This is a genomic window from Pedococcus aerophilus (assembly GCF_039532215.1).
In the GTDB taxonomy this organism is placed as follows: domain Bacteria; phylum Actinomycetota; class Actinomycetes; order Actinomycetales; family Dermatophilaceae; genus Pedococcus; species Pedococcus aerophilus.
Window position 1 is genome coordinate 684,553 of sequence record NZ_BAAARN010000001.1, and the last position, 26,040, is coordinate 710,592.

26 protein-coding genes are annotated in these 26,040 nt (G+C 72.1%); 9 read left to right on the plus strand and 17 right to left on the minus strand.

Annotation, left to right across the window (positions count from 1 at the left end; genetic code table 11):
* Positions 1-48: 48 nt before the first annotated feature.
* From ABD286_RS03190 to ABD286_RS03200, 3 genes are read right to left on the minus strand one after another with little or no spacing between them, the layout of a single operon-like run.
* Positions 49-765, minus strand: a complete 717-nt coding sequence (locus ABD286_RS03190; protein ID WP_344190182.1) for a response regulator — start codon at positions 763-765, stop codon at positions 49-51.
* Entirely contained in the window at positions 762-1,964 is a 1,203-nt protein-coding gene (gene macS, locus ABD286_RS03195; RefSeq protein ID WP_344190184.1) for a MacS family sensor histidine kinase, read from the minus strand. Before macS ends, ABD286_RS03190 begins: the two co-directional genes overlap by 4 nt.
* A 22-nt stretch (positions 1,965-1,986) precedes the next feature.
* Complete coding sequence (locus ABD286_RS03200; protein WP_344190186.1) at positions 1,987-2,895, minus strand: lysophospholipid acyltransferase family protein; 909 nt, start codon at positions 2,893-2,895, stop codon at positions 1,987-1,989.
* Between the two features lie 112 nt (positions 2,896-3,007).
* On the opposite strand from ABD286_RS03200, the gene ABD286_RS03205 reads away from it, so the two are divergent.
* The 4 genes from ABD286_RS03205 (at position 3,008) to ABD286_RS03220 (ending at position 5,842) form a co-directional block, all read left to right on the plus strand.
* A complete protein-coding gene (locus ABD286_RS03205) occupies positions 3,008-3,763 on the plus strand; it encodes an alpha/beta hydrolase (protein WP_344190188.1) in 756 nt (251 codons plus the stop codon).
* 35 nt (positions 3,764-3,798) lie between these two features.
* Entirely contained in the window at positions 3,799-4,290 is a 492-nt protein-coding gene (locus tag ABD286_RS03210; protein ID WP_344190190.1) for a hypothetical protein, read from the plus strand.
* Between the two features lie 197 nt (positions 4,291-4,487).
* Positions 4,488-4,946: a hypothetical protein gene (locus ABD286_RS03215; protein WP_344190192.1), complete on the plus strand. Its 459-nt coding sequence runs from the start codon at positions 4,488-4,490 to the stop codon at positions 4,944-4,946.
* Between the two features lie 53 nt (positions 4,947-4,999).
* Positions 5,000-5,842 carry a hypothetical protein gene (locus tag ABD286_RS03220; RefSeq protein WP_344190194.1) on the plus strand — a complete coding sequence of 281 codons (843 nt, stop codon included), beginning with the start codon at positions 5,000-5,002 and terminating at the stop codon, positions 5,840-5,842.
* Between the two features lie 38 nt (positions 5,843-5,880).
* On the opposite strand, the gene ABD286_RS03225 is transcribed toward ABD286_RS03220, so the two are convergent.
* The 7 genes from ABD286_RS03225 to ABD286_RS03255 are packed head-to-tail and all read right to left on the minus strand — an operon-like array spanning position 5,881 to position 11,162.
* Positions 5,881-6,606 carry an endonuclease/exonuclease/phosphatase family protein gene (locus tag ABD286_RS03225; RefSeq protein ID WP_344190196.1) on the minus strand — a complete coding sequence of 242 codons (726 nt, stop codon included), beginning with the start codon at positions 6,604-6,606 and terminating at the stop codon, positions 5,881-5,883.
* Positions 6,603-7,568 carry an ROK family glucokinase gene (locus ABD286_RS03230; protein WP_344190198.1) on the minus strand — a complete coding sequence of 322 codons (966 nt, stop codon included), beginning with the start codon at positions 7,566-7,568 and terminating at the stop codon, positions 6,603-6,605. The genes ABD286_RS03225 and ABD286_RS03230 overlap by 4 nt, the downstream gene beginning before the upstream one ends.
* The gene (locus ABD286_RS03235; RefSeq protein ID WP_344190200.1) at positions 7,565-8,521 is read right to left on the minus strand and encodes an ROK family glucokinase; all 957 of its coding nucleotides are present in this window, start codon (positions 8,519-8,521) and stop codon (positions 7,565-7,567) included. Before ABD286_RS03235 ends, ABD286_RS03230 begins: the two co-directional genes overlap by 4 nt.
* On the minus strand, positions 8,518-9,099 hold the full coding sequence (locus ABD286_RS03240) for a hypothetical protein (protein WP_344190202.1): 582 nt from the start codon (positions 9,097-9,099) through the stop codon (positions 8,518-8,520). Before ABD286_RS03240 ends, ABD286_RS03235 begins: the two co-directional genes overlap by 4 nt.
* A complete protein-coding gene (locus ABD286_RS03245) occupies positions 9,092-10,330 on the minus strand; it encodes an ArsA family ATPase (RefSeq protein ID WP_344190204.1) in 1,239 nt (412 codons plus the stop codon). Before ABD286_RS03245 ends, ABD286_RS03240 begins: the two co-directional genes overlap by 8 nt.
* Before the next feature lie 24 nt (positions 10,331-10,354).
* Positions 10,355-10,801 carry an SRPBCC family protein gene (locus ABD286_RS03250; RefSeq protein ID WP_344190206.1) on the minus strand — a complete coding sequence of 149 codons (447 nt, stop codon included), beginning with the start codon at positions 10,799-10,801 and terminating at the stop codon, positions 10,355-10,357.
* Positions 10,802-10,811: 10 nt separating this feature from the next.
* On the minus strand, positions 10,812-11,162 hold the full coding sequence (locus tag ABD286_RS03255) for a hypothetical protein (protein ID WP_344190208.1): 351 nt from the start codon (positions 11,160-11,162) through the stop codon (positions 10,812-10,814).
* A gap of 128 nt (positions 11,163-11,290) precedes the next feature.
* Here ABD286_RS03255 and ABD286_RS03260 point away from each other — a divergent pair, with 128 nt between their 5' ends.
* Together ABD286_RS03260 and ABD286_RS03265 are read left to right on the plus strand one after the other, a co-directional pair.
* Positions 11,291-13,090, plus strand: coding sequence for an AMP-dependent synthetase/ligase (locus tag ABD286_RS03260; RefSeq protein WP_344190210.1), 1,800 nt, complete (start codon positions 11,291-11,293; stop codon positions 13,088-13,090).
* A gap of 16 nt (positions 13,091-13,106) precedes the next feature.
* On the plus strand, positions 13,107-14,558 hold the full coding sequence (locus ABD286_RS03265; protein ID WP_344190212.1) for a hypothetical protein: 1,452 nt from the start codon (positions 13,107-13,109) through the stop codon (positions 14,556-14,558).
* A gap of 17 nt (positions 14,559-14,575) precedes the next feature.
* Here ABD286_RS03265 and ABD286_RS03270 read toward each other — a convergent pair whose 3' ends face one another.
* The 4 genes from ABD286_RS03270 to ABD286_RS03285 all read right to left on the minus strand — a co-directional run bounded on the left by ABD286_RS03270 (position 14,576) and on the right by ABD286_RS03285 (position 17,562).
* Positions 14,576-15,265 carry a snapalysin family zinc-dependent metalloprotease gene (locus ABD286_RS03270; protein ID WP_344190214.1) on the minus strand — a complete coding sequence of 230 codons (690 nt, stop codon included), beginning with the start codon at positions 15,263-15,265 and terminating at the stop codon, positions 14,576-14,578.
* 166 nt (positions 15,266-15,431) lie between these two features.
* On the minus strand, positions 15,432-15,947 hold the full coding sequence (locus tag ABD286_RS03275; RefSeq protein WP_344190216.1) for an NUDIX hydrolase: 516 nt from the start codon (positions 15,945-15,947) through the stop codon (positions 15,432-15,434).
* A complete protein-coding gene (locus tag ABD286_RS03280; protein WP_344190218.1) occupies positions 15,944-17,302 on the minus strand; it encodes a hypothetical protein in 1,359 nt (452 codons plus the stop codon). The genes ABD286_RS03275 and ABD286_RS03280 overlap by 4 nt, the downstream gene beginning before the upstream one ends.
* Positions 17,303-17,340: 38 nt before the next feature.
* Complete coding sequence (locus tag ABD286_RS03285; protein WP_344193238.1) at positions 17,341-17,562, minus strand: hypothetical protein; 222 nt, start codon at positions 17,560-17,562, stop codon at positions 17,341-17,343.
* Positions 17,563-17,711: 149 nt separating this feature from the next.
* Between ABD286_RS03285 and ABD286_RS03290 the strand changes: the two genes are divergently transcribed.
* Positions 17,712-19,457, plus strand: a complete 1,746-nt coding sequence (locus ABD286_RS03290) for a DEDD exonuclease domain-containing protein (protein ID WP_425565352.1) — start codon at positions 17,712-17,714, stop codon at positions 19,455-19,457.
* On the opposite strand, the gene ABD286_RS03295 is transcribed toward ABD286_RS03290, so the two are convergent.
* A complete protein-coding gene (locus ABD286_RS03295; protein WP_344190222.1) occupies positions 19,454-21,214 on the minus strand; it encodes a glycoside hydrolase family 9 protein in 1,761 nt (586 codons plus the stop codon). The two genes, ABD286_RS03290 and ABD286_RS03295, sit on opposite strands and share 4 nt — an antisense overlap.
* 38 nt (positions 21,215-21,252) lie before the next feature.
* On the opposite strand from ABD286_RS03295, the gene ABD286_RS03300 reads away from it, so the two are divergent.
* Together ABD286_RS03300 and ABD286_RS03305 are read left to right on the plus strand one after the other, a co-directional pair.
* Positions 21,253-21,537, plus strand: a complete 285-nt coding sequence (locus tag ABD286_RS03300; RefSeq protein WP_056914887.1) for an Lrp/AsnC family transcriptional regulator — start codon at positions 21,253-21,255, stop codon at positions 21,535-21,537.
* Between the two features lie 170 nt (positions 21,538-21,707).
* Positions 21,708-24,245: an SCO7613 C-terminal domain-containing membrane protein gene (locus ABD286_RS03305; protein WP_344190225.1), complete on the plus strand. Its 2,538-nt coding sequence runs from the start codon at positions 21,708-21,710 to the stop codon at positions 24,243-24,245.
* 83 nt (positions 24,246-24,328) lie between these two features.
* Here the strand turns inward: ABD286_RS03305 and trpD are convergent, their stop codons facing one another.
* The gene (gene trpD, locus ABD286_RS03310) at positions 24,329-25,396 is read right to left on the minus strand and encodes an anthranilate phosphoribosyltransferase (RefSeq protein WP_425565353.1); all 1,068 of its coding nucleotides are present in this window, start codon (positions 25,394-25,396) and stop codon (positions 24,329-24,331) included.
* Positions 25,393-25,845 carry a response regulator transcription factor gene (locus ABD286_RS03315; RefSeq protein WP_344190230.1) on the minus strand — a complete coding sequence of 151 codons (453 nt, stop codon included), beginning with the start codon at positions 25,843-25,845 and terminating at the stop codon, positions 25,393-25,395. Before ABD286_RS03315 ends, trpD begins: the two co-directional genes overlap by 4 nt.
* Positions 25,846-26,040: the final 195 nt, after the last annotated feature.

Below are 26,040 nucleotides of genomic sequence, written 5' to 3' on the forward strand. Positions count from 1 at the left end.
CGCCAGCCCGCATCCCGGTCACCGCGCAACCCCGGTATGGCGCCTGCCTCAGGCCTCGGGGGTGTCCAGTCCCCTGGCGATGGCGAACCGGACCAGCTCGATGCGGTTGTGCATCTGCAGCTTGCCCAGGGTGTTCTGCACGTGGTTCTGCACGGTGCGGTGGGAGATGAACAGCTCCGACGCGATCTCCTTGTAGGACATGCCTGTCGCGACGAGCTTGAGCACCTCGGTCTCGCGCTCGGTGAGCTCGGGGATGGGGCGCGAGGGGTCGGCCTGCGGCTGGGTCGACAGCTTGCGGAACTCGCCCAGGACCAGCCCGGCCAGGCCCGGCGTGAACACCGCCTCGCCGCGGGCGGTGGCCTCGACCGCCGCCACGATCTCCTCGCGGGACGCGGACTTCACGAGGTACCCGGTCGCCCCGGCCTTGACCGCCTCGAGGACGTCCTGCTGCTCACCGGACGCCGACAGCACCAGCACCCGGGTCTCCAGCGAGCCGAGGGCGGCGCAGACCTCGTGCCCCCGCATGCCCGGCAGGTTGAGGTCGAGGACGAGCACGTCCGGGCGGGTCGCCCTGGTCCGGTTCACCGCCGACGGGCCGTCGTCCGCCGTGGCCAGGACCGTCATGCCCGCCTCGGCGAGGTCGCGGGCGACCGCGTCCCGCCAGAGCGGGTGGTCGTCTGCGACGACCACCCTGAGCGGCACGGACTCCTGCGCCGCGCCGTCCGCCCCCTGCGCCCCGACCTGCCCCTGCGACTGCACGTTCATGCCACCCCTCCACCGCGAGCGCCCGACCTGGGCGCCCGCATCGTCACCGTCGTCCCGGAACCCTCCCGGCCCGAGTACACCGCTTCTCCCCCGAGGTCCGACAAGCGCCCCCGGATGCTCGAGGAGGCACCCAACCGCCCGGCGGCGGCCGCCTCGTCGAGGCGCCCGGGCGCCATACCGGTGCCGTTGTCCCTCACCGTCAGGGCCACGACCTCCCCCTCGTCCTCGACCAGCACCCACGCCTCGGCGGCCTCCCCGGCGTGCTGGTGCACATTGTCCAGGGCCGCTCCCACCGCAGCCACGAGCTCGCCGGCGACACGCGGTGGCACGAGCACGGGGTCGGCGGGGGCGACGAGGTGGACCCGTCCCTCGGCGAACCGTGCGAGCTGCTGGCGCAGGTCGACGTCGCCGTGCACCGCGGAGGCCGACTCGTCGGGTGTCGTGCCGCTCACCAGTGCCCTCAGCAGCCGCTCCTGGTCGGCCGCCATGCCACCGAGCTGCATGGCTTCACCGCCGAGCTGGGCGCCCCTCCGGTTGATGAACGCCAGGGTCTGCAGCACGCCGTCGTGGACCGTGCGGGCGAGTCGCTCGCGCTCCCGCACCTGCGCCTCGAGCGCGAGCGCCTCCCGCAGCTTGGTGTGCCCCTCGCGGGCGAGGTCGACGGCGTAGCCGATCAGCGTCCCGATGAGCAGCAGCAGGACGATGTTGTTGATCGTGTTGGGGGTGGCCCGCCCGACCTCGACGAGGTCGACGACGCCGATGAACACCGACGCGACGACCCCGCCCTTGCGGCCGAGCAGCACCGCCGCCGAGACCACACCTGCCGCGGGCCAGAACGTCGGCAGGGTCCGCGACCCGGCCTCGATGGCCTCGGCGGAGTCGACCAACCGCGTCGCGAGGATCGCTGCGGCGGCGAGCACCAGCTCGACGACCACGAGAGACAGCCGGCGACGGCGGTAGAAGACGAGAAACACCGTCCACACGCCGAGGACGGCGAGGACGGCCCATCCCAGGGCCGGCCGGACGAGGTCCTGGGGGCGGTCCCACAGCGAGTACGCGGCATACGCCAACGCGATCGGGCGGAAGACGTCGATGCCCTTCCAGAAGGCCGACACGACCTCGGGCTGGGAGTCGGGCACGGCCACGAGGCGCAGGCGCGTGCCGTGGCCACCCCGCGCTGCGCCGTCCCCCCGTGACATCGCGTCCCCCTGCGTCAAGGGCTCAGCTGGCCTCGCGGCGGCGGCGCCGACCGCGGGAGTCGTCCTCGTCGTCGGCTTCGAGCCCGCCACCACGCTCGGTGTTCTCGTCGATGTCGGCGGCGGCGTCGTCGACCCGTCGGCGGGCCCGGCGGATGGCCTCGTCGTCGTGGGCGTCCAAGGCCTCCTCGAGCTCCTTGGCGGCCGAACCCGGCAGGGCGGCCTCCTGCAGCTCGCGGGCCTTGGTCTTCGCAGCGGCCAGGATGCGGTCCTTCATCGACGTGGCGTACATGTCGACGTACTCCTGGCCGGACAGCAGCATCAGCTCGTACATGATCTCGTCGGTGATCGAGCGCAGGACGAACCGGTCGTCCTCCATGCCCTCGTAGCGCGAGAAGTCCAGCGGCTTGCCGATCTTCACGCCGATGCGCATCAGCTTGGGGATCTTCTTGCCGGTGGGCTGGGCCTTGTCGGTGCCGATCATCGCGACGGGCAGGACGACGACGCCACCCTCGAGCGCCATCCGCGCGACACCGGTACGCCCTCGGTAGAGACGACCGTCGGGGCTGCGGGTGCCCTCGGGGTAGATGCCGAGCATCTCGCCGCGGCGCAGGACGCGCAGGCCGGAGCGCAGCGCGGCCTCACCGGCGCGGCCGCCGGAGCGGTCGACGGGCAGCTGGCCGACACCGCGGAAGAAGGCCGCCGTGAGGCGGCCCTTGATCCCTCGACCGGTGAAGTAGTCCGACTTCGCCAGGAAGGTCATCCGCCGTGGGACGACGAGCGGCAGGAAGATCGAGTCGGAGAACGACAGGTGGTTGCTCGCGAAGATGACGGCCCCGTCCTCGGGGATGTTCTCCTCGCCCTCGACCCACGGCCGGAACAACAGCTTGAGGATCGGGCCGAGCACGACCGTCTTGAGAACCCAGTAGAACAACCGTTCACCTCCATGTGACGCGGTGAACTCTACGGCACTATCGACGACCGCCGCGGTGCGTGACAGGATGCGCGCCAACGTCCGTCCGCGGCCCGCCCAAGGAGCGCTCCTCTTGTCCGTCCGACCCGGTGCAGAGCCCTACTCCCACGACGGCACCGGTGACCACGCCCGGACCGGCATCGTCCTCGCCCACGGCTTCACCGGCAGCCCTGCGAGCATGCGCCCGTGGGGCCAGTTCCTCGCCGAGGCCGGGTACACCGTGCGGGTCCCCCGTCTGCCCGGCCACGGCACGACGTGGCAGGAGATGAACCGCACCCGGTGGCAGGACTGGTATGCCGCCGTGGACAGCGCGTTCCGCGAGCTACACGAGCAGTGCGACCAGGTGTTCGTCGCAGGGCTCTCGATGGGAGGTGCCCTCGCGACCCGGCTCGCGCAGGAGCACGGTCCGAGGGTGAGGGGCCTGATGCTCGTCAACCCGGCGTACAAGGTGGACGACATCCGCCTGCGCGCCCTGCCGGTCCTGCAGACCGTCCTGCCCTCCTTGCCCGGCATCGGCAACGACATCAAGAAGGCTGGCGAGGACGAGGTCTGCTACGACCGCATCCCGCTCAAGGCGCTGTTCTCCCAGACCCGGCTGTGGGCCACGGTCGTCCGCGACCTGCCCGAGGTGACCCAGCCGGTCGTCCTGTGGCACAGCGTCGAGGACCACATCGTGCCCACCTCGAGCTCGGAGCTGTTCCTCTCCCGGGTCTCCAGCACCGACGTCACCGAGAACGTCCTGCACGACAGCTACCACGTGGCTACCCTCGACCACGACGCGCCACGTATCTTTGAGGAGTCGGTGCAGTTCATCGAGCGGCTCAGCTGATCGCGCAGCCCTCCTCAGCAGGAAGCAGGTCTGTCATGGGCGACAAGGACGTGGACGCGCAGTTCGCGGACATCGTCGCGCACTGGGACGAGGTCCAGTCGCTTCCCGACAAGCCGCACCACACCGGGGTGAACCCCGCGCTGGAACCCGACACCCACGTCAACCCGCCGCCGACGCGCCCGTTCGTCGTCTGGCGCGGTGCCGAGATCGAGCAGGAGCCCGAGGCCGAGGAGGACGAGCAGGAGCAGGCACCCGCCGAGCTCATGGACCTCGACGAGGAGGAGCACTTCGAGCCCGGCCCGACCGCTCCCCTGCCGCCGCAGGAGGACGTGCAGTTCTGGGGCATCGTCGTCGGTCTCGTCGTCGGCCCGATCGTGCTGCTCTGGCTCGTGCTGTTCCGCCCCGACGTCAGCGACTGGTGGACCCTGGGCGCCCTGGCCATGACCATCGGTGGGTTCGTGCTGCTGGTGCTCCGCCAGCCCCGCGACCGCGACGAGAACGACCCCGACAACGGGGCTCGCGTCTAGCTCGAGCACGACGTCGCCGACGCGGGGCTGCACCACGCCCGCTTGCTCGGCACACAGGTAAATAATTGGCGAACATGCGGTTCGCGTAGAGAATATTTACCAAGCGGAGGTCCGGACCGCGTTCGCCGGTGGATAACTTTCCCAGCGTTCGGGGGGACATTGGGGTCTCCCCGACCCAGCAGAGGGGAAAGACCTGAATGAAGAAGTTCTCGCGCGCCGTCAGTGGCGCAGCAGTGGTCGGCATCGCCACCGTCTTGGCAGGGGCCGCCGCCACGAGTGCCGAGGCAGCGCCCCCGCCGGTGCAGCGGCTGCACCCTGACCGCGGCGCCGCCGGCATGACCTACAAGATCGGCACGATCTACCAGAACAGCAACGGGGACGGCGCCCGGATCGAGTGGTACGGCGGCGCCCAGTGCGACGCCGAGGTCACGGGGGCGGCCGACTACGCGGAGATCTCCCTGTCGCAGGAGGACTTCGACAACCGCACGTCCTCGCTCAACGACTACGCCAACTGCGACACGGCGCTCTACCAGTTCGACAACTTCGAGGGCGAGCACACCTCCGACCCGGGTAGCCCGTACTTCAACGCCGGCCCCGGCTCCCCGTACAACCTGAGCGGGTGGAACGACCGCGCCAGCTCCATCAAGTGGGACTGAGCACCATCACGACGCGGGGGGTGGCCCGGCTCGTCCGGACCACCCTCCGCGGGGTGTCCCTCCTCGCCGTGACGACGGTGACCTTGGCCTGCGTCTCCTGCTGCTCGGCTCCCGATCGAGTGCCCGTCGATGACCCCGTCGCCGATCCGAAGGTGCCCGCGGACATCGTGCTGCCCTTCGACGCCTACCAGGTCCCACCGGAAGCACAGCGCCTGGAGAACGACGCCTACCGAGAACTGGTCCGCCGCTGTGCTGCGGACCATGGCGTTGCCCTGACGATGCCGCCCGCCGAGATCCCCGTCGACTCCAATGCCCGTCGTTACGGCCTGTTCGACGCCGAGCGCGCCCGCACCCACGGGTACCTCGGACAGACGCTCTTCCTCGACTCGGTCAGAGCAGGTGAGTGGCGGCCCAGTGCGACCCAGAAGGCTGTGCTCACGGGCGAGTCCGTGCCGGGGTCGCAGGTCGACGTTCCAGAGGGGGGATGCGCTCGGCAGGCCGAGACGACCCTCGGGCTCCCTGACAGCACGATGGCCGATGTCGAGGCGGCCGGACTGTCCACGATCGACAGGGCGGCCTCGGATCCGGAGGTCCTGGCAGCCGAGCGTCGGTGGAGTCGATGCCTCGCCGAACAGGGCCTGTCCTTCACGCGCACCTTCGACCCCTCCAACCACCGCTGGCCACAGCCTCGGGGCTCGGCGCAGGAGGTGCGCACCGCGACCGCAGACGTCAGGTGCAAGCAGTCCACGTCGCTCGTCGCCGCATGGCTCAACGCCGAGAGCCGCGCCCAACGTCAGGTGATCGCTGACGACCCGGGCGCCTTCAGCGCCTTGAGGTCATGGCGCGACGCACGCCTGGCGAAGGCCCGAGCTGTTCTCTCCGAGGCCGCGAGGTAGCGGGGTCGTGCGCCGAGGCCCGAGGCCTCGGCGCACGTCTAGCTCGCGGCCTCGTCCGGACCGGTCTCGACCTCCGCGGACGGAACCGCCTGCGGGTCGAGGTCGACATCGACCCAGGTGGGTCGGTGGTCGCTGGCCGCGACGAGGTCGGCGGCGTCGAGCGGCACCTCGCGGTGGGGCAGGACGGTGAGGTCGCGTGAGGCGAAGATGACGTCGAGCACCTTCCGCGGCGCCCTTGCGGGGTAGGTCGGCGTGGTGGGCGACACCAGGTGCAGCGGCGAGGCGAAGACCTGCCACGCGCGCCCCGTCTCCACCTCGTTGAGGTCGCCGGCGAGCAGCACGGGCCCACCACCGGACACGCCTCGCAGGATCTGACCGGCGTGCCGCTCGCGCTCGGCGGCGTCGAGGCTGAGGTGGACCGAGGCCACCACGAGCGGTTCGTGGCCGGCGGGCGCGACGCGCGCGACGGCATACCCGCGGGTGCGCTGCAGGGTGGCCACGCGCAGGCGGTGGTGACGCGACTCCCGCACGTCGACGCGCAGCGAGGTGAGGATGGTGGTGCCGCCGCTGCCGCGGTGGCGACCCGACCAGTAGAGCCCGCACTCCGCAGCGAAGGCGGAGACCTGCCACGACCCGAACAGCCGGCGCGGCACCTCCTGGAGGCACAGCACATCCGGGTCGATCGCCCGGATGACCCGGGCCGCCGCATGCCGGTCCAGGGTGAGGTCCTTGAGGTTGTAGGACGCCACCCGCATGGTGCTCATGCGTCGCGACGGGCCAGGTCGGCCGCCCCGATGAGGCCGGCGTCGTTGCCGAGCTGGGCCGCGACGATGCGCGCCTCGGGACGGTAGCCACGACCGGTGAGGTGGCGGCGGAACGTCGTGCGCGCCGGGTCGAGCAGCAGGTCGCCCGCGGCGCTGACGCCGCCGCCGACGACGAACGTGCCGGGGTCGAAGGCCGCCGCCAGGTTGGCGATCCCGACGCCGAGCCAAGTGCCGATCTCGCCGAGCAGCTCGGTGGCCGTGGGGTCACCCTCCTGTGCCGCCTCGGTGATGAGCGGGCCGGTGAGGGCCATCGGGTCACCGTCGACCCGCGCCAGCAGGTCGGAGGCGACCGGGCTGTTCGCGGTCATGAGCGAGCGCGCCTCGCGGACGAGGGCGTTGCCGGAGGCGTACTGCTCCCAGCACCCTCGGTTGCCGCACTCGCAGCGCTGGCCGCCGGGAACGACCTGCATGTGGCCGAACTCGCCGGCGATGCCGTACTTGCCACGGACGACCTGGCCGTCGAACAGCAGCGCACCGCCGATGCCCGTGCCGAGCGTGATCATCATCAGGTGCGTCTCGCCCTGCGCGGCACCGAAGCGCCACTCGGCCCAGGCTGCGGCGTTGGCGTCGTTGTCGACCGAGATCGGGACGGGCACGCGGCGCTGGAGGTTCGCCTCGAGGGGCTCTCCCCGCCAGGACAGGTGGGGGGCGAAGACGACGGTGGCCCGGTCCGCGGCGACGAATCCGGCAGCGCCGATGCCGACGGCGACGACCTCGTCCTTCGCGGTCTCCAACAGCTCGGTGACCACCTCGACGATGGTGTTCTCGACGACCCCGGGGCTCTTCGACCGGTGCGGGGTGTCGCGTCGCGCGCGGGCGATGATCGTGCCGTCCTCGGCGACGAGTCCTCCGGCCACCTTGGTGCCGCCGATGTCGATGCCGACCGCGAGCCGCTCGCTCATGAACCGATCCCCTCCGCCGCGAGCGCCGCGGCGCCGATGAGGCCTGCGTCGTTGCCGAGCGCCGCCGGGACGAACTCTGCCACCGGACGGTGCCCGCGGCCCGTCAGGTTCCTCGCGTATGCCGCGCGGGCGGGTTCGATGAGCAGGTCACCTGCCGCGACCACACCGCCGCCGATGACGATCAGCTCGGGGTCGAGGATCGCCGACACGGAGGCCGCACCCTCACCGAGCCAGCGCCCCAGGTCGGCGAGCAGCTCGACCGCGGCGGCGTCGCCGGACTGGGCGACGGTGGTGACCATGTGGCCGCGCAGGGCGGCGGGGTCGCCGCCGCACGCCTCGGACAGCGCAGCACCGTGCGGGGTGCCCGACGCGACGAGCTCCCGGGCCTCCCGCACCAGCGCGTTGCCCGAGGCGTAGACCTCCCAGCAGCCGCGGTTGCCGCAGCCGCAGCGGATGCCGTCGGGGACGACGCGCATGTGACCCAGCTCGCCGCCGACGCCGTAGGCGCCGCGAAGGAGCCGGGAGTCGACGACGACGCCGCCCCCGATGCCGGTGCCGACGGTGACGAGGACCATGTCGTCGGCCTCGTGCGCCGCGCCGTAGCGGAACTCGCCCCACGCCGCGGCGTTGGCGTCGTTCTCGATGATCACGGGGAAGTCGACCAGCGCCTCGAGCCGACGCTTGAGCGGCTCGTCCCGCCAGGCGAGGTTGGGTGCGAAGAGGACCGTGGAGCCGGTGCGGTCGACGAACCCGGCGCACGCCACGCCGACCGCCACGACGTCGGACCTCGGCTCGGCGAGCTCGTTGACCAGGTCGGCCACGTCGTGGGCGATCTGGTCGGGGTCCTGCGCCGGGGTGTCCCGACGGGTCCTGGCCAGGATCTCGCCGGTCGCCGAGACGACACCGGCGGCGATCTTCGTGCCGCCGATGTCCACGCCGATCGTCACGCTCATCGGGTTGCGCTCCCTTGGTCCTCGTCGTCGATGGTGATGTCCTGCACCCGCGGTCCGCGGGTCCTGGGGTCGTGCCGTGCCGTGGGCCCGCCGGGGGTTCCCGGAGGGGTCCCGGAGGCGGAGCGCGTCTGCGTCGCCACGTCACGCAGGGCCGTGGCCAGCGCACCGGCCAGGTCTGCGAGCCGGTCGACCGTCTCGGGTCGCACGGACCGGAGCAGCCCGATCCCCTGGCACAACGGGCACCACTGGCAGGTGACGGCCTGGCCGGTGCCGTTGGCGGCACCACACTGGTCGCAGTGCCCGGGCCCGTGCGACCGCGTCTCACCCGGCGGCACGGTGCCCGACTCGCCGGACGCCTCCTGGGCATCCGGGACGTCCGGTGCGTCCGGGACGTCCGGTGCGTCCGGGACGTCGGGGACGTCCGGGTCGGAGGCGTGGGCATGAGCCGGTGCGGCGCCATACCCGCTCGTGCTCACCCACCCCCCGAGGGCGTCGAGCAGCCGGGCAGCCTCCTCGGCCACCGAGCCCACCGGCTTCACCGGGTCCACCGGGGGCTGGGGCTCGTCCTGGTCAGCCACGCGGCCACACCTCCTCGTCGGGGACGAAGCGGACCTGGAGCACGCCCTCGCGCACCGAGGCCCCGTCGACCACGCATCGTTGCAGAGCAGCAGGGAGGGTGAGGACGCGACGGTGCTCGCCCACCGCCACGAGCAGCTCGTCGTCGCGGCGCTGCAGCCCGAGGTCGCGGGCATGGGCCAGCGGCAACGGCAGGGTGAGGGTGAACCCCTCGTCGGTCCGCTCGACGGTCATGCCGCGGTGGGTGACCGGCGCCAGCAGGTCCTGCGCGTCGTCGCCACCGTGGGCCCGGCCCAGCTCTGCGAGCGCCTCGACCCCGATCGGTTCGGCGGCGAGGTAGGGCGCGACGACGACCGGCAGCCCGGCGAAGGACTCGCGCACCTCGACCAGCCCGGCCTGCTGGGCGGTGTTCCACCCGGTGCGCCAAGGGTCGGGCGTTGCGGCCACGTCGGACGGCTGCGCCGCGTCGGACGACTCGGCGGCACCGGGGAAGATGCGGTTGACGACGACCGCGTCGACGACGAACCCGTACAGCGACAGGGACGTCCACGTCCGACGGGACTCGGCGATGACGACCCGCTCCGGCGTCAGCACCAGGCGCACCGACGTCTCGTCACCGGTGAGGATGCGGTGGACCTGGCGCATCTGCCGCTGCCAGCCGGTGACCGCCTCGATCACCGCCGGCTCGGGCAGCGGCACGCCCGCGGCGGCAGCGGCGGCAGGACGCAACGTGCGGATCAGCCCGCGCTGCGCCGGGAGCAACCGGTCGAGGTGCCACGCCAGTGCCTCCGGGAGAGCCAGCAGGCGCAACGTCTCGGCCGTCGGCGCACAGTCCACGACGACGAGGTCCCACGGCCCGGACTCGACCTGCGCCCGCATCTCGAGCAGCGCCGCGACCTCCTCCGCCCCGGGCAGTCGGGTGAGCTCCTCGGCGACGACGGTGTCGATGCCGAGGGTCCCGAGGACCGACAGGAGGTAGTCCTGGACGACGCGCCAGGACTCCCCGAGCAGGTGGGGCGGGCTGATCTGCAGCGCTGACAGGCCCGGCTCGACCTCGACCGGCTGCCCTGCTGCGGCCCAGAGCTCGACGCCCAGGGCGTCGCCGAGGGAGTGCGCCGCGTCGGTCGACATGACCAGCGTCTTGACGCCACCGCGGGCAGCACGGACAGCGGTCGCCGCGGCGGTCGTGGTCTTGCCCACCCCGCCCTTGCCGGTGAAGAGGATGACGCGCATGTGGTGTGACCGGCTGGCGCCGGGTCAGCCCTCGACGCGCTTCTTGAGCTCCTTGAGCGCGGTGTCGATGATGACCTTCTCGGCCTTGCGCTTGAGCATGCCGAGCATGGGGATCTTCACGTCCACCGCGAGGCGGTACGTCACCGTGGTGCCCGTCTTCCCTTGCGCCGCAAGGGTGTACGAGCCGTTCATGGCCTTGAGGACGTTGGCTTCGACGAGCGACCAGGACACCACCCCGGTGCCGTTCTTCTTGACGTCCCACTCGTAGTCCAGGACGTAGGTGTCCTTGATGGCGCCGGCGTCGAGCGTGAACTGGACCTGGTCCGCCCAGCCGTCGCCCTCCTCGGTCAGGACGCTGACCTTCTTCACCTCGGTGGCCCACTCGGGGTAGCTCTCGAAGTCGGCGATGACGTCCAGGACCTCGCCGGGGGTGGCGGCGATGTCGATGCTGGACTCGGTGCGGTCGGCCATGCGCCGAAGGCTACAACGAGTTGTCTTCGAGCCTGTCCTTCAGCCCGTGCACCGCCCGCTTCCACCGGAGCACGTGCCGCGTGGCCACGTCGCGCGGGGCCATGGGCTGGCGGTGGCCGCGCAGGTAGTGGTGCACCACAGCGCCCTCCCACCAGGGCTCGATCCAGACCTCCATCTCCCCGACGACCTGACCCGTCACGGTCCACCGGATGCCCTTCACCCCGCGGTCGCGCACGACCTCGCGCCGGACGTGCGGCCAGACCTGGTCGGCCCACGCCTGGTCGTCGAGCTGGGCGCGGATCACCCCCGGGGCCGCGTCGACAAAGGTCTCGTCGACGACGTCGATGCGCGTGTCCTTCACGACCGCCAGTGTTCCGCACCGTGCACGACTCGTCGCGGCGCGCCCTCCCCAGCGCTGCTACCCATCGGTAGGCTGTCCTCGAGGGCCCACCCCTCCAGGCCAGTGACGCCGCCGTCAAAGGAGACTCCGTGCAGGAACACCTCGCGCCCCCGCTCGTCGAGCCGCAGACAGAGGGCAGCCTCGCCGACCTGCCCGCCCGCAACGCGGCCACCAACCCCCGGAACGTCGCGTTCTCCCGCCGGGAGGGCTCCCGGTGGGTCGACGTCACCGCGGGCGAGTTCAACGACGACGTCCGCGCGGTGGCCAAGGGCCTGCTCGTCGCAGGAATCTCCCCCGGTGACCGCGTCGCCATCATGTGCAAGACGCGCTACGAGTGGACCCTGACCGACTTCGCCGTCTGGACCGCCGGCGGCGTCACCGTGCCGATCTACGAGACCTCCTCGGCGGAGCAGGTGGCCTGGATCCTCGCCGACTCCGGCGCCAGCGGGATCATGCTCGAGACGCCGTCCCACCAGGCGACTCTCGAGGAGGTGCGCTCCGAGCTTCCCGGCCTGCACCACGTGTGGCAGGTCGACGCCGGCGCCATCACCGAGCTGAAGCAGGCGGGGGCATCCGTCAGCGACGAGGACCTCGCCGCGGCGACGGCCGGGGTGAACCGCGCCAGCACCGCCACGATCATCTACACGTCCGGCACGACCGGGCGCCCCAAGGGTGTCCAGCTGACGCACGACAACTTCATGGCGCTCGCCGACAACGCGATCACCAAGCTCAAGGAGGTCGTCAAGGCCGACAACGCCTCGACGCTGCTGTTCCTGCCGCTGGCCCACGTGTTCGCGCGCTTCATCCAGATCCTGTGCGTCACGGGTGAGGCGAAGATGGGCCACAGCGCCGACATCAAGAACCTCCTGGCCGACTTCGGCGACTTCAAGCCGACCTTCATCCTGTCGGTGCCCCGGGTCTTCGAGAAGATCTACAACTCCGCCGAGGCCAAGGCCACCGCCGACGGCAAGGGCAAGATCTTCGCCACCGCCGCCGAGACCGCGATCGCCTGGTCGGCGGCGCAGGACACCGGGGGCGCCGGCCTGGGCCTCAAGGTCAAGCACGGCGTCTTCGACAAGCTCGTCTACACCAAGCTCCGTGCCGCCATGGGTGGGCAGGTCATGTATGCCGTGTCCGGCGGCGCACCGCTCGGCACCCGCCTCGGCCACTTCTTCCGCGGCATCGGCGTCACTGTCCTGGAGGGCTACGGCCTCACGGAGACGACCGCGCCGGCGACGGTCAACGTCCCCGACCGCGTCAAGATCGGCACCGTCGGTGCACCCCTGCCCGGCGTCGGCATCCGCATCGCCGACGACGGCGAGATCCTCATCCGCGGCAACAACGTCTTCGCCAGCTACCACAACAACCCCGACGCGACGGCCGGCGCGATGCAGGACGGCTGGTTCCACACCGGCGACATCGGGGAGCTCGACGAGGACGGCTACCTCAAGATCACCGGACGCAAGAAGGAGCTGCTCGTCACCGCCGGCGGCAAGAACGTCGCCCCCGCGGCGCTCGAGGACCGCCTGCGCGCCCACCCCCTGGTCTCGCAGTGCATCGTCGTCGGTGACCAGAAGCCGTTCATCGCCGCCCTCCTCACCCTCGACGAGGAGATGTACCCCGCCTGGGCCAAGAACAACGGCATCGAGGGCGTCACCTTCGCGCAGGCGCACACCCACGAGACCGTGCTCAAGGCGCTCCAGGACGCCGTCGACGACGCGAACAAGTCGGTGTCCAAGGCCGAGTCGATCCGCAAGTTCGCCGTCCTCGAGGACGACTTCACCGAGGACAACGGCTACCTCACGCCCAGCCTCAAGCTCAAGCGCAACATCGTGATGAAGGACTTCCACGACCAGGTGGAGGCCCTGTACTCCGGGGCGAAGGAGTGACCTCTACGGTCTAGGCATGCCCCACGGCACCAGCACGCACCGTGCCCGCGCGCACTCCAGCTCACCGAGCAGCGCCCACCCCAGCCAGGCCATCGTCTTCGCGGTGGCCTGGCTGGTGTTCTTCACCGTCCTGCAGTGGAGCGTGGTCCGCTACCGCATCCCCATCGTGGCCACGCTCACGCTGGCCACCGTGGCGCTGGGGCTGTGGCAGTGGCGGGGGTGGCAGGTCCAGCTGACCCGACCCGCGGTCGCCCTGGCGCTGACCGGTGCGGCCCTCGCCACGCTGACCGTCCCGTTGTTCAGCTACCTCGCCCCCACCGGTCTCGCCGTCGCCTCGAGCTTGCTCGTGCTCGGTCCGCTCGCGTGCGCGGCCCTGCTCTGGACGAACGGCCGCGGAGCGGCGCGGTCCACCCGCGCCGCCGGTGGGCTCGCAGTCCTCGCGTATGCCGCCGCTGCCGCGACTGCCGTCATCTCCTCACCCCGCCCGCAGATCGACGTCTGGGTGACGCTCCAGCAGGCCAGCGACGGCCTGGGCCGCGGCGAGAACTTCTACGCGATGAACTGGACCGGCTCCCCCGGCATCCAGGACGCGTTCACCTACCTGCCGTGGACGGCGGTGCTGCTCGCCCCGGGACGCTGGCTCCTCGGCGACGTGCGGTGGGCACTGGCCTTCTGGACCCTGGTCGGCGTCGTGGGGGTCTGGCTCCTGGCGCGCCATACGTCCCTCGGCGAAGGCCGGTCGCGCTCAGCGACCGGGGCGACCTCCGCAACCACCCCGGCGACGACGTCGTGGACGTGGACCGCGGCTGCGGTCACCGCCCTGCTGCTCCTCGCGCCCGGCACCCTCACCCAGCTCGACCAGGCGTGGACCGAACCGTTGCTGCTCACCGGCCTCGTGTGGTGGGCCGTCCTCGTGCAACGCGGAAAAGCATGGTGGGCGGTCATCCCGCTGGCGCTGGCCTGCGCGAGCAAGCAGCACCTCGCGCTGCTCCTGCCGATCCTCCTGGTGTGGCGACCGTTCGGCTGGCGCCGGACCATCGCCACGGGTGCGCTCACCGGTGCGCTGCTGGCGCCGTGGTTCCTCGCGAGCCCGCCGGACTTCTTGCACGACACCATCACGCTCCTGCTGTCGTTCCACCCGATCAAGTTCGCGAACACGCTCTACCTGTTGGCGCTCAACACCTTTGGCGTGACGCTGCCGTTCTACGTCACCGGCGTGGTCGTCCTCGGCACGCTGGGCGCGGTCGTGTGGACCGTGTGGCGGCGCCAGCCCGACCTCGGCTCGCTGCTGAGGTGGCTGGCCGTCGTGCTGCTCGCGGCGAACCTCGTGAACAAGCAGGCGTTCTACAACCAGTTCTGGCTCGTGGGCGCCCTGGTCGTGGTGTCGTTGGCCGTCCCGGTGGTGGCCCGGACACGGCAGAGCGCGCCCGCCCACGGGGGTGGGGGGCGCGACCGGTCGCCGCGCTGAGCAGCGACGGCCCTCGGTCAGCGGATCTTCGCGAACGCCCCCACATCGGCGAATCCGTTGGCCCAGAGGGTGTTCACCTCGGACGCCTCGACGGAGTCCGGGTAGGGGTTGGTGCACGACGGGCCGGGGCCACCGCCGGACATCAGCTTCGAGCAGGGCTGGGTGTAGCGGTCGGGCAGGCCGAGCGCGTGACCGGTCTCGTGCGTGACGATGCGCAGCGGCGCGTAGGTGTTGGCCTGGTCGTAGTCCATGAAGATGTAGCCGCTGCCGTGGCCGTCGCCGTAGTAGTACGAGCCGCTGGGGTCACTGCCCTCGTAGTAGCTGAGGCTGGCGTTCGATGCCGTCCCCTCGACGAGTCGGACGTTGCTGACCCGCGAGTTCCAGATGGCGGCGCCCTGGTCGATGAGCGAGTCGAACGACGGGGCGTTGGAGTCGTCGTAGTAGACGGTCGTCACCGCGGAGGCGGCGGACTGGCGCCCGGCAGCCTTGTCCTTGGCCGCCTTGGCGATCGCGGCGTCGAGGTTCCTCTGGAGCCGCTCGTTCTGCGCCTTCTCGCGCTCGTTCGGCAGATAGCTGCTCGTGCGGGCGGCCGAGCTCGCGCCGTCCGGGGCAGGTGCCGCCCCGATCGAGGCCGGTGCGGCGGCCAGCGCCGCGCCGGAGGCGAGTGCGGCGGTGGCCGCGACGAGGGTGAGGCGGTACTTCGACATGTCCAGGCTCCTGTGGGATCGGTGTCAGGTCGGTGCCGCCGACCGGTGTCGGCGGCACTGCTCCATTCCTAACCGGCAGGAGGTCCGGTGCCCGAAATGTCCGGGTCAAGGCTTCGCCAGAGCCCGACAGATCGACGTATGCCGCGTGTGCCGCAGGTCTGGAAGGTCAGGAGCGCGTCGCCGCGGCGTCCTGGACGTCCTCGACGAGTCGTTCCAGCGACGCGGGGTAGACCGCCTCGCCGGCTGCCCGCGTCGCCGCCGGGTCGATCCAGTCGATCCTGATCGTCGAACGGGACTCGAGGTCCTCGAACCCCGCCGGCTCCGCCTCGAAACGCTCGGTCAGCCAGCCGTAGAAGACCTGCTCCTGGTGGATGGTGCGTCCCTCGAAGGAGAAGCTGCCCCGGTCGTGGTGGAACGGCCCGAGGAGGTCCTCGGCCGTGATCGTGGCCCCGGTCTCCTCCCACACCTCGCGGACGGCGGCCCCGAGGTCGTCCTCGCCCGGCTCGACACCGCCACCGATGGTGTACCAGTAGGCGTCCTCGGGGCGGTGCGGGTCGAAGCCCTGGATCATCAGGACGTGACCGTCCGGGTCGACGACCACGACACGGGCGGCACGCCGGTGCACGTCCGGGGCGGTGACGTCGGCGGTTGCCCTGCTCTCGCCCGTCCGCGAGCCGGTCACGACGCGGCCAACCGGCGCAGGTAGGCCAGCCACTCACGCGTGAAGGCGGCCTCGGTGGTCTTCAGGACGGTGCCGAAGGCCGCCGCCGTGACGGCGTCGGCGTCCGCCCCGGTGCCGGCCGAGCCCGGCGAGCCCGGCGCCGTCGCGGCGGCGAGGTAGAACCTCACCAGGCTCGCCTGACCCCTTCGGTCGACGATCCGGCAGACCGCCAACCAGGCGGCGTTGTAGCTGGGCGCGATCGTCGAACGACCGGGGTCGAAGTCACCCGCACCGGGCAGCGCCGTGGGACCGGAGCCGTCGCGCACCTGCTGGAGCAACGCGGCCGCGATGCGCTGTCGGGTGGCGTCGACGTCGCGGTACCCCACGTAGTCGGCCATCCCCTCGGAGAGCCAGAGCGGCACCTGTTTGGTGGTCGTGGCACGGATCGCCACATGGGTCGCCTCATGGCTGACGACCACCTGCTTGCCCGTCTGCTCGAGCGTCGCGAAGGCCTCGGGGTTGACCACGACACGGTCGGCACCGGCGCGACCCGCGGTGTCGAAGGGACCGTCGGTCACCGCGGCGACCTGGGCGACACCAGCCGGGTCCTGACCGACCTGCTCGGCCATCTGGGTCGCGGTCGCCGGCACCACGAGGACGAGCCGGGCCCTCCAGGGCGCGGTCCAGACCTCTCGGACGGCGGTGACGGCCCGGTCTCCCAGGGCCAGGTAGGGCCGCAGCCTGCTCGCCGGACCCGAGCCGATGACCAGGGTCGTGGCGCTGCGGCTGACGGTGAGGCGGGGCAGGTCCCAGACCTGCACCTGGGTGCCTCCGTCGGTGTCGTCGGCGAGCTTCCAGCCGTCGGACCGTCGCACCACGGTGAAGTAGGACTCGAACTCGCGGGTGCCGGTGTCGAACCCGGCGAAGCTGTAGCGCCCGGCCACCCGGGACACCCACGCCTGAGGTCCGAGCTGGGCCGTGCGCTCGACCGACAGCTCCGGCGCCGGCTCGGGGGTGCCGTACCGGAAGGTGCCGATCGGCAGCTTCCCCAAGGCCTGGAACTGGGCCAGCTGACGCAGGCCGAAGCCTGAGGTCGGGTCGTCGAGCGTGGCCCGGAAGGCTGCCTCGTCGCGGGCGCGGACGGCTGCGGCACGGCGCTCGAGCAGGGTGGCGAGGGCCTCCTCGCGGTCGACGGTCGGGGTGCTCGACCCCTGCTGCGTCGTGGTGGTCGCCGCCGAGGAGGACGAGGAGGACGACGGCGGCGTCTCGGGATCGGAACATGCCGCGAGCCCCAGAACCAGGCAGATGGAGGCTGCGACGGGAGCCGCGAAGGTCGTGGGCCGCACGCCTCGTCGCTGCCCCGCCTTGGTCCGCACGGCCCCATCGTAGGCAGGCGGCCGCCCGTGGGGTCGGCTCAGCCGACGGCGCGGACGTGGGCGGCCCAGGGCTCACGGCGAGCCGTGACGGTCCCGGCCTCCTGCGCCGACACGAGGCCGGCCGCGGCGAACCGCGTCACGGCCAGCCGCTCGGCGGCATCGAGGCCCAGCTCGGAGCTCGTGGGGGTGAGCAGCGCCGTGACCATGCAGTCATCGCAGTGCAGGTCACGCACGGGGCAGCTCTGGCAGTCGATGATCATCGCGATCACCCCTTCCTCGTCGGCAGCTCGGTGGACCACTTCCACCTGACGACGACGCTACGAGACACCACCGACAACGCCCTCCGACGCCATGCGCAGCACCAGTCTCCGACGGGTGCGGGAGCCGACCGCCGCGCGCCTGCGTGGGGCTGTCACACCACCGGCATACCGTCAGGGACATGCAGATGGTCCAGGGCACGTTCGACGACTTGGGCACGGCTCTGGCCGATGTCACGTTCGTCGTCGTCGACCTCGAGACCACCGGCGGCAGCCCTGCCGACTCCGCGATCACCGAGATCGGGGCGGTGAAGGTCCGCGGCGGCGAGGTGCTCGGCGAGTTCCAGACCCTCGTCAACCCGCACCTGCCCATCCCCCCGTTCATCCAGGCCCTCACCGGCATCACGACGGCGATGGTCGCCGACGCCCCGCGCATCGAGTCGGCGCTGCCGGCGTTCATGGAGTTCGCGAAGGGCACCGTGCTGGTCGCCCACAACGCGCGCTTCGACATCGGGTTCCTCAAGATGGCGGCCTCCGTGCAGGGCATCGAGTGGCCGCGCCACACCGTCCTCGACACCGTCCACCTCGCCCGTCAGCTCGTCACCCGCGACGAGGCCCGCAACCACAAGCTGTCCACCCTGGCCGCCCTCTTCGGCGCCGGGACGACCCCGGACCACCGGGCACTGCACGACGCGCGGGCCACGGTCGACGTCCTGCACGCGCTGATCGGCCGCGTGGGCAGCCTCGGCGTCCACACCCTCGAGGAGCTGTCGAGCTACACCTCGCGCGTCAGCCCGGCCCAGCGACGCAAGCGCTGGCTGGCCGACGGCCTGCCCGACCAGCCGGGCGTCTACCTGTTCAAGGACGGTGCGGGCCGGGTCCTCTACGTCGGCACCTCGGTCAACATCCGCACCCGGGTGCGCAGCTACTTCACCGCCTCCGAGCACCGCACCCGGATGGCCGAGATGGTGCGGCTCGCCGAGAGCGTCACCCCGGTCGTCTGCGCCACCACCCTGGAGGCAGAGGTCCGCGAGCTGCGTCTCATCGCCGAGCACAAGCCGCGCTACAACCGGCGCTCCAAGACGCCCGAGCGCGCCACCTGGGTCAAGCTCACCGTCGAGGCCTTCCCCCGGCTGTCCATCGTCCGCGAGGTCCGGGCCGACGGCGCCAAGTACATCGGGCCCTTCGGCAGCCGGTCCTCCGCCGAGGCAGCCGTGGCCGCCGTGCACGAGGTGATCCCGTTGCGGCAGTGCGTGCAGCGCCTGTCCCCCACCCGCTTCGTCGGGTCGTGCGCCCTCGCCGACATGGGCCGCTGCGGCGCCCCCTGCACCGGGGCCCAGTCCGTGCAGCAGTACGACGTCGTGGTCCAGGAGGCCGTGCACGCGCTCGTCGGCGACTCCCGCGAGGTGGTGACCGCCCTGCGCGGTCGGATGGGCACCCTCGCCGAGCAGGAGCGCTACGAGGACGCCGGCACCCTGCGCGACCGCCTCCTCGCGCTCGTCCGCGGTATGGCGCGCGCGCAGCGGATCGCGCCGCTCGCCGCGAGCCCCGAGATCGTGGCGGCCCGGCGCGCGGCCACCGGCGGCTGGGAGCTCGTCGTCGTCCGTCACGGTCGCCTCGCCGCCTCGACCGTCTCCCCCCGGGGAGCCGACCCGATGCCCTACGTCGAGGCCATGCGCCAAGCCGCGGAGGTCGTCCTCCCGGCGCCCTGGCCGGCGCCGGCCGCGATCCCCGAGGAGACCGAGAAGATCCTGCGCTGGCTGGAGCAGCCCGGCGTCCGGGTCGTCGACGTGGAGGGTGAGTGGACCTGCCCTGTCGGGGGCGCTGCCGGTGCCCGCGCCGCCCTCGAGGGGACCTCCGAGCGCTCCCAGCGCTCGGCCTTCGTCGCTGCGTCCTAGGTAGACGGCGCGGCTGGGCCGTTGCGAGCCCGTGTCTGCGCCGCGAGCCACGCCGCCACGAACACGAGAGCAGCGTTCCAGCGGATGCAGACGTCGTTGGTCACCTCAGAGGTCGGCTCGTCCAGGTAGCACCACTGAGGTGGCAGGCCCCGGAGTCGGTCGTCGTAGTGAAAGCCGGGGCTGGGCACCGAGTTCGCGCCGCCCGCGAGGGCCCCACGGGGTGGCGGCGGCAGAGCAGGGTCGAGCGCCTGCCCGAACAACCGGGTGCGCTGCCGACGGCTGTCGTCCACGCCGAACCCCGTGACGTAGCACTGTCCCAAGGCATTGCGGCCCAGGACGTGGTCGAGCCCTTCGGCCACGGCAGTCGCTGCCACGCGACCAGGAGCGAGGTGGTGGCCGACGGCGATGACGACGAGGTTGTTGAGCAACCGCCCATTCGAACCCCACGTCCATCCCGCGTCCGGCGCGTACGGCTGACCCCACGCCTGCTGCTCCTGCAGCCGCACGAGTCGTTCGGCCGCCACCACAACGGACTCGTCGACGCTCTCCTTCTCCTCCAGACTCGTACCGTGCAGGGACAGGTCGAGTCGTGCCGGAGCAGCCATGGCATCGAAGTCGAACCCGAGCGGGGAGAACACCTCCGCGTGGTGCCATGGCGACCGTTGCAGCCGGGTGAGGTCCTCGCTCGAACGTCCCGCCAGCCACAGCTCAACAGTCGCCCAGTACTCGTCATCGGTCGTGTCTGCGTCACCGTAGGGACCGCCACCGAACTGTGATCCACCCGCGGGGGCGGCGAGGTGGGGGTGGGCAGCCACCGCTGCGGCTGCTCTGCGCGCCGTAGCCAGGAGGGGTACGGCACAGCTGCGATCGAACGCCCTGAGGACCCGGGCCCCTTGCGCGGCCACGGCAGCGAGGTGCCACGTGGCAGAGGTCGACGGCCGGTGCAGCACCCGGACGGTCGGGTCGACGTGAGGCAGGCCCGGCAGGGGGGACCACGTCGTGCCATGGACCTTGTGGAACGCCATGCCGGCCAGCGGCGATCCCGTCGGCACCTGCATCCGGCAGACCCATTCGAGCTGCCAGTGGCACTCCTCCACGAGCGCCTCCCGGGTCGATGACGGGAGCAGGTCGCCGAGGAGGTCGAGCGTCATCAGCAGCTGCCACAGGGCGGTGCTGCCGCTGGTCACGTACTTGCCGTGGTCCCCAGCGTCGTACCAACCGCCGGAGACGTCGAAGGTTCCCGGACAGGTCCATCCCGGGTAGAGCGCTGAGGCCTCCGGACCAGTCCAGGCAGGGACTGCGGTGTCGCCGGTGTTGGGGGCGACCCCGAGGTGGCCGGCCGGCCGAGCGTGGGCACCGAACTCCTCCGGGACCGCGTCCCCGGATCGCATCAGCCGGAACACGTGCAGCGCCTCGTCGGCGAGCTCGGCGTGCGGGTTCGCACCCAGGGGGAACGCGTGACTGACGAGCTCCCCCACACGGACGCGGTAGCCCGACCCCTCACCCTTCACCGTGGAGAAGTCGACGAGGTGAAGGGTGAAGCCCGAGGTGGGTTCCGGACGAGCCGGCCACGGACGCGTCATGCCGGCAAGGACCTCACGACCATCGCGGTCCTCGACCACGAAGTCCTGTGGCTCCTGCTCCAGGCACAGGACCGTGGCGACCTTTCGTGCCCATCGGGGGTACCCCATCTGGTTGAGTCGCACGGCTGGACGTCGTCTGACGGCAGCCGTCGGTGAGAACGGTGGCCACGACATACGTCTCACCGTAGGTGTCTCGCCGATACAGTGGGCTCGTGATCTCCGCCATCGTCCTCATCAACGCCGAAGTCGACCGGATCCCCGAGGTCGCCCAGGCGATCGCCGAGTTGGACGGGGTCAGCGAGGTCTACTCCGTGGCCGGTGATGCTGACCTCATCGCCCTGGTCCGCGTGCGCGCCCACGAGGAGCTGCACGACGTCATCGCCGGGCGGCTCAACAAGGTCGAAGGAGTCACTGGCACCAACACGCACATCGCGTTCCGGACCTACTCCAAGCACGACCTCGAGGCAGCCTTCAGCCTGGGGCTCGACGGCGACTGACCTGCACTCGACAGGACGCCCCGACGGCTCGTCCGAACCACAGCCGGGTCGTGCGGCCGACCGGCTGATCTGAGTACCAAAGCGCATCCACCGCAGGGCCCAACGCTCCACACTCGTGCCACCGCGCACGGTGTGCGCTGCTCCCCCCGGAACGACCGATGCGAGGACCGATGGCTCCGATCCCCTGCCCGTCCTGCGGCCAGGCCCTGCCGGCCCAGCCCGTCCGGTGCCCCAGCTGCCAGCTGCCCCTGACCGGCCCCGAGGCAGCCCTGCTGTGGCAGCTCGACCAGCGCCTCGCCGCGCTGCAGGTCGAACGCCTCGAGGTCATCGCAGCCCTGCGCGCCCGCGGCACCCAGCCCGCCGCGAGCCCTTCCTCCTCGAGCCCTTCCTCCTCAAGAACTGCCACCGCCCACCCGACCGTCCCTGGTCACTCCGCAGCCTTCCCCTCACCGACGGTCGTCACCGCTGACGGGTTCACCGCTGCACCGGCTCCCGTGTCCTCGCAGGCACCGACCGCCCGCCGCAGCTGGAGCACCCAGCAGACGCTGCTCGCCATCGGCGTGCTGCTCGTCCTCGTCGCGTCGTCCATCGCGCTTGCGGTCGCCTGGTTCGTCATCGGTCGGTACGGCCAGGTCATCGTCATGGGTGGTCTCACCAGCCTCGCCGCGTGGTCCTCCCTGCGGCTGTCCCGCCGCGGGCTCTCGAGCAGCGCCGAGGCCCTCGCCCTCGTCGCCGGCGGGCTGATGCTGCTCGACGCGACCGCGGCCCGACGGTTCGGACTGCTGGGACTGGACTCCCTGGACGCGCGTGCCTACACCGCCGTCCTCGGACTCCTCGTCGCCGTGGTCCTGGCGGCCCTGCACCGGCGCGACCGTCGGATCGCGGCGTTCGCACTGGCCTCCCTCACCTCCGCCTCCGTCGGCTGGGCCGGACTGGTGGCCCTCGCCGACGCCGCCGCGACCGGTGCCACCATCGCGCTCGCCGGAGCAGTCGTCTTCGGCGCCGCCCGGGTGCTCCTGCCGGAGTCGCTGGGCCTGACGCGTCGAGCAGCGGCCGGACCCGCCTCCGGCTGGGCGGCCGTGGCGCTGCTGACCGCCACCGGCGGTGCGCTCGCGTCAGCCAGCCAGCACCCGGGTCCGCGCGTGACCTTCGCCGGCCTCGCGTGCGTCGCCCTGCTGGCAGTCCTCGCCACTGCCGGAGCCCTGACCGTGCGCCGGGTCGTCGATGGGCGCGCGACGGAGCTCGGCTCCCGCGCCGCCGTCCGCGCCGACTGGGCCAAGCGTGCGCTCACGGGTGACTGGCGCGCCGTCGGCCTCGTCGCCCTCGTCGCCAGCCTCGCGGTTCCTGCGGCCGTCGGGACGCTGGGCCTCCAGGTGGGCGCTGTCGGCACCGCCGTCCTCGCCGTCGTCACCGGTGCGGCAGCGGTCGCGCTGCTGGTACTGCGTCCGGCCACTCGCTCCACCGGTGACCGCTGGCTCCTCGGCCAGGCCGGACTCGCCGTGCTGCTGCTCGTCGGCGTCGCCGTCGCCCACGGCTCGGACGTCCCGACCACGATCACCCTGCTCGTCGTCTCCGCCGTGGCGACCGCGACCGCCGTCCTGCGTCCGTCCTGGCGTGCAGCGGCGGTCGGGACGGCAGCCCTTGCCCTGCTCGGTGCGGTCACCCTCGCGTCCGGGTTGGGCTCGCCCACCCTCCAGGTGCTGACCGTCACGACCCTCGCCCTCGTCCTCGCGGCCGCCGCCCTCGCCCGGCCGGGCCGCAGCGAAGAGCTCCCGCTCGGCGCCGTCGCGGGGCTGGCCTTCGCCCTGGCCCTTCTCCAGGCGGTCGGTCTCGGCCTGTCCGAGGGCATCGTCGCCACCGTGCTGACGGCCCTGACCGTCGCCACCATCGCCGCCGCCGTCCTTCGCGAGCTCGTCCGCCCCGTGGCGGAAGCCGTCGCGGCCGTCACCGGGACGAGCGCCCTGTGGCTCGCGGGCGGGCTGGGCTCCCCCGACGTCCAGTGGATCCTGCTCGCCCTCGTCGCGGCCCTGCTGGTCGCGCTGGCGAGCTGGCGCCGCGGAACCCTGGACGAGGTGGTGCTCGGCACCGGTGCTGCGCTCACCTCCATCGCCACCGTCGCCGTGGCGCTCGACCGTTCGTGGCCGCACGCAGCAGCCGGCGCCGCGGCTGCATACGGGCTCATCGCCGTCGCGTATGCCGCACCGCCGCACCGCCGCGCCGTCGTCACCGCCGCGGTGGTCGGGCTCACCGGAGCCACCTGGATCGAGCTGCTCGACGCCGACGTCACGCGGCTGGAGGCGTACACCGTCCCGCTGGCGCTGCTCCTGCTCGCTGCCGGGCTCTGGTCGCACCGGGAGCTCGGCGACCGGTCCTGGACCGTGGCGGGACCTGGCCTGGCCGTGGCACTGCTGCCGTCGGCGCTGGCCACGGCCGTCGGGGACGACCTGCCACGAGCGCTGGCCACGGTCACCCTGGGAGCCGGGCTGCTGGCCCTCGGCGCCTGGCGGCGCTGGCAGTCGCTGGTGGTGCTGGGCGCCCTCGCGGCAGCCCTCGTCGCGGTGACCCAGCTCGGGCCGATGACCCTGCGGGCCCCACGGTTCCTCACCCTCGGCACCGTCGGCGTCGCGCTGCTCCTGGTCGGGGCGCGGTACGAGCAGAGCCGGGCCGGCGCCCGCAACGCCGTCAGCTGGCTGAGCTCGATGTCCTGACCGCGTCGTCCCGGACGGACCGCCGGATTCGGAGGCCAGCCGGGTTCTCGGCGACGTCGGGGACGTCGTGGACGTCAGGACCGTCAGGCCCGGGTGGCCGCGGCCCAGTCCGTGAGCTTCTGGGCGGCCGCACCGGAGTCCAGCGCCTGCTCGGCGCGGTCCATCCCGGCACGTACCCCGGCGACGAAGTCCTCGTCGGAGGTGCCGCGGTCGGGTTCGGTGAGGGCCAGCGCGATCCCGGCGTTGAGGACCACGGCGTCACGCACCGCACCCCGGCTGCCGTCGAAGAGGTCCCTGGCGACCTGGGCGTTGTGCGCCGCGTCGGCCCCCCGGAGCGCCTCGATCGGCTGTCGCTCCAGGCCGAGGTCCGACGGGTCGAGCGTGCGCTTGGTGATCGTGCCACCGCGCACCCACCACACCGTGGAGGTGGTGCTCAGCGTGAGCTCGTCGAGGCCGTCGTCGCCGCGGAAGACTGCCGCGTCCTTGCCGCGGTCAGCGAAGACACCTGCCATCAGGGTGGCGAGCCGCGGGTCGGCGACGCCGACGGCTGCATACGTGGGCTGGGCCGGGTTGGTGAGCGGGCCGAGGGCGTTGAACGTCGTCCCGACGCCGAGTCCGCTGCGGGCCGCGGCGGCGTGACGCATGGCGGGGTGGAAGGTCTGGGCGAAGCAGAAGGTGATGCCGGCCTCGCCGGCGACCTGCTGCACGCGCTCGGGCGTCAGGGTCAGGCTGACCCCGAGCGCCTCGAGGACGTCGGCGGAGCCGGACGAGGACGACGCGGCGCGGTTCCCGTGCTTGACGACCCGGATGCCGCTGGCCGCGATGACGACGGACGCCATGGTGGAGATGTTGACGGTGTGCGAACGGTCACCGCCGGTGCCGACGATGTCGAGGCTGGGCTCGGGGACGACGATCCGGTTGGCGTGCGCCAGCATCATGTCGGCGAGGCCACGCAGCTCCTCGACGGTCTCGCCCTTGGCGCGCAGCGCGATGAGGAAACCGGCGACCTGCACGGCCGACGCCTCGCCACTCATCACCTGGTCCATCGCCCAGGACGCCTGGTCGCCGGTGAGGTGCTCGCCGGCGAGCAGCCGCGAGAGCAGGTCTGGCCAGGTGTAGGCGGACCCGACCGGGACGGTCACGGGACTCAGGACGCGCTCGGGCGCCCGCGTCGACCGAGCTCCGCCACGGCACCAGCCAGGGCGATCGGGTCGAGCGGGTGCGGCACGGCCAGGTCGGCGAGGGACCACGTCGCGAGCCAGCCGTCCTGCGGGCGGCCGGTGAGCACGAGGACCGGGGGGCAGTTGAAGATCTCGCTCTTCAGCTGACGGCACAGTCCGAGGCCACCGATGGGAGAGGTCTCGCCGTCGAGGACCAGCACGTCGAACTGCGTCGACTCGACGGCCTCGATGACGGCGGCGGCCGTCGCGCACTCGCGCCACGAGGACACCTCGACGTCCCGGGCCGGGCGCCGACCCACGTTGACGCGCACGGCGTCACGGGTGGTCCGGTCGTCGCTGTAGAGGAGCACCGAGATCTGGCGAGCCGTGGACCCCGTGGAGGGGGTCGGGTCGGCGGCGGTCGCGTGCGAAGCGGTCATGGCGCAGATGCTACCCGTGCCGCGCCGTCGAGCCGTGGCGCACCTCACCCGTGGGCGCGGGAGCGCTGCGCGACGCCGGCTCGGCGCAGCGACCTCCTGCTGTGCGGGCGCCGTCGAGTGGCTGTCGAGGCGATCTCGAGGCGCTGTCGGGACGATGTCCGGGCGTTGTCGACGCCAGATCGTGGGGCTGTCGAG

Bases quoted from the DNA above. Each gene is read 5' to 3' on its own strand.
- ABD286_RS03250 (WP_344190206.1), bottom strand. From the start codon at position 10,801: ATGGCCGACCGCACCGAGTCCAGCATCGACATCGCCGCCACCCCCGGC.
- ABD286_RS03285 (WP_344193238.1), bottom strand. From the start codon at position 17,562: ATGATCATCGACTGCCAGAGCTGCCCCGTGCGTGACCTGCACTGCGAT.
- macS (WP_344190184.1), bottom strand. From the start codon at position 1,964: ATGTCACGGGGGGACGGCGCAGCGCGGGGTGGCCACGGCACGCGCCTG.
- ABD286_RS03215 (WP_344190192.1), top strand. From the start codon at position 4,488: ATGAAGAAGTTCTCGCGCGCCGTCAGTGGCGCAGCAGTGGTCGGCATC.
- ABD286_RS03190 (WP_344190182.1), bottom strand. From the start codon at position 765: ATGAACGTGCAGTCGCAGGGGCAGGTCGGGGCGCAGGGGGCGGACGGC.
- ABD286_RS03235 (WP_344190200.1), bottom strand. From the start codon at position 8,521: ATGAGCGTGACGATCGGCGTGGACATCGGCGGCACGAAGATCGCCGCC.
- ABD286_RS03270 (WP_344190214.1), bottom strand. From the start codon at position 15,265: ATGTCGAAGTACCGCCTCACCCTCGTCGCGGCCACCGCCGCACTCGCC.
- ABD286_RS03265 (WP_344190212.1), top strand. From the start codon at position 13,107: ATGCCCCACGGCACCAGCACGCACCGTGCCCGCGCGCACTCCAGCTCA.
- ABD286_RS03245 (WP_344190204.1), bottom strand. From the start codon at position 10,330: ATGCGCGTCATCCTCTTCACCGGCAAGGGCGGGGTGGGCAAGACCACG.
- ABD286_RS03315 (WP_344190230.1), bottom strand. From the start codon at position 25,845: ATGACCGCTTCGCACGCGACCGCCGCCGACCCGACCCCCTCCACGGGG.
- ABD286_RS03210 (WP_344190190.1), top strand. From the start codon at position 3,799: ATGGGCGACAAGGACGTGGACGCGCAGTTCGCGGACATCGTCGCGCAC.
- ABD286_RS03305 (WP_344190225.1), top strand. From the start codon at position 21,708: ATGGCTCCGATCCCCTGCCCGTCCTGCGGCCAGGCCCTGCCGGCCCAG.
- ABD286_RS03295 (WP_344190222.1), bottom strand. From the start codon at position 21,214: ATGTCGTGGCCACCGTTCTCACCGACGGCTGCCGTCAGACGACGTCCA.
- ABD286_RS03225 (WP_344190196.1), bottom strand. From the start codon at position 6,606: ATGAGCACCATGCGGGTGGCGTCCTACAACCTCAAGGACCTCACCCTG.
- ABD286_RS03230 (WP_344190198.1), bottom strand. From the start codon at position 7,568: ATGAGCGAGCGGCTCGCGGTCGGCATCGACATCGGCGGCACCAAGGTG.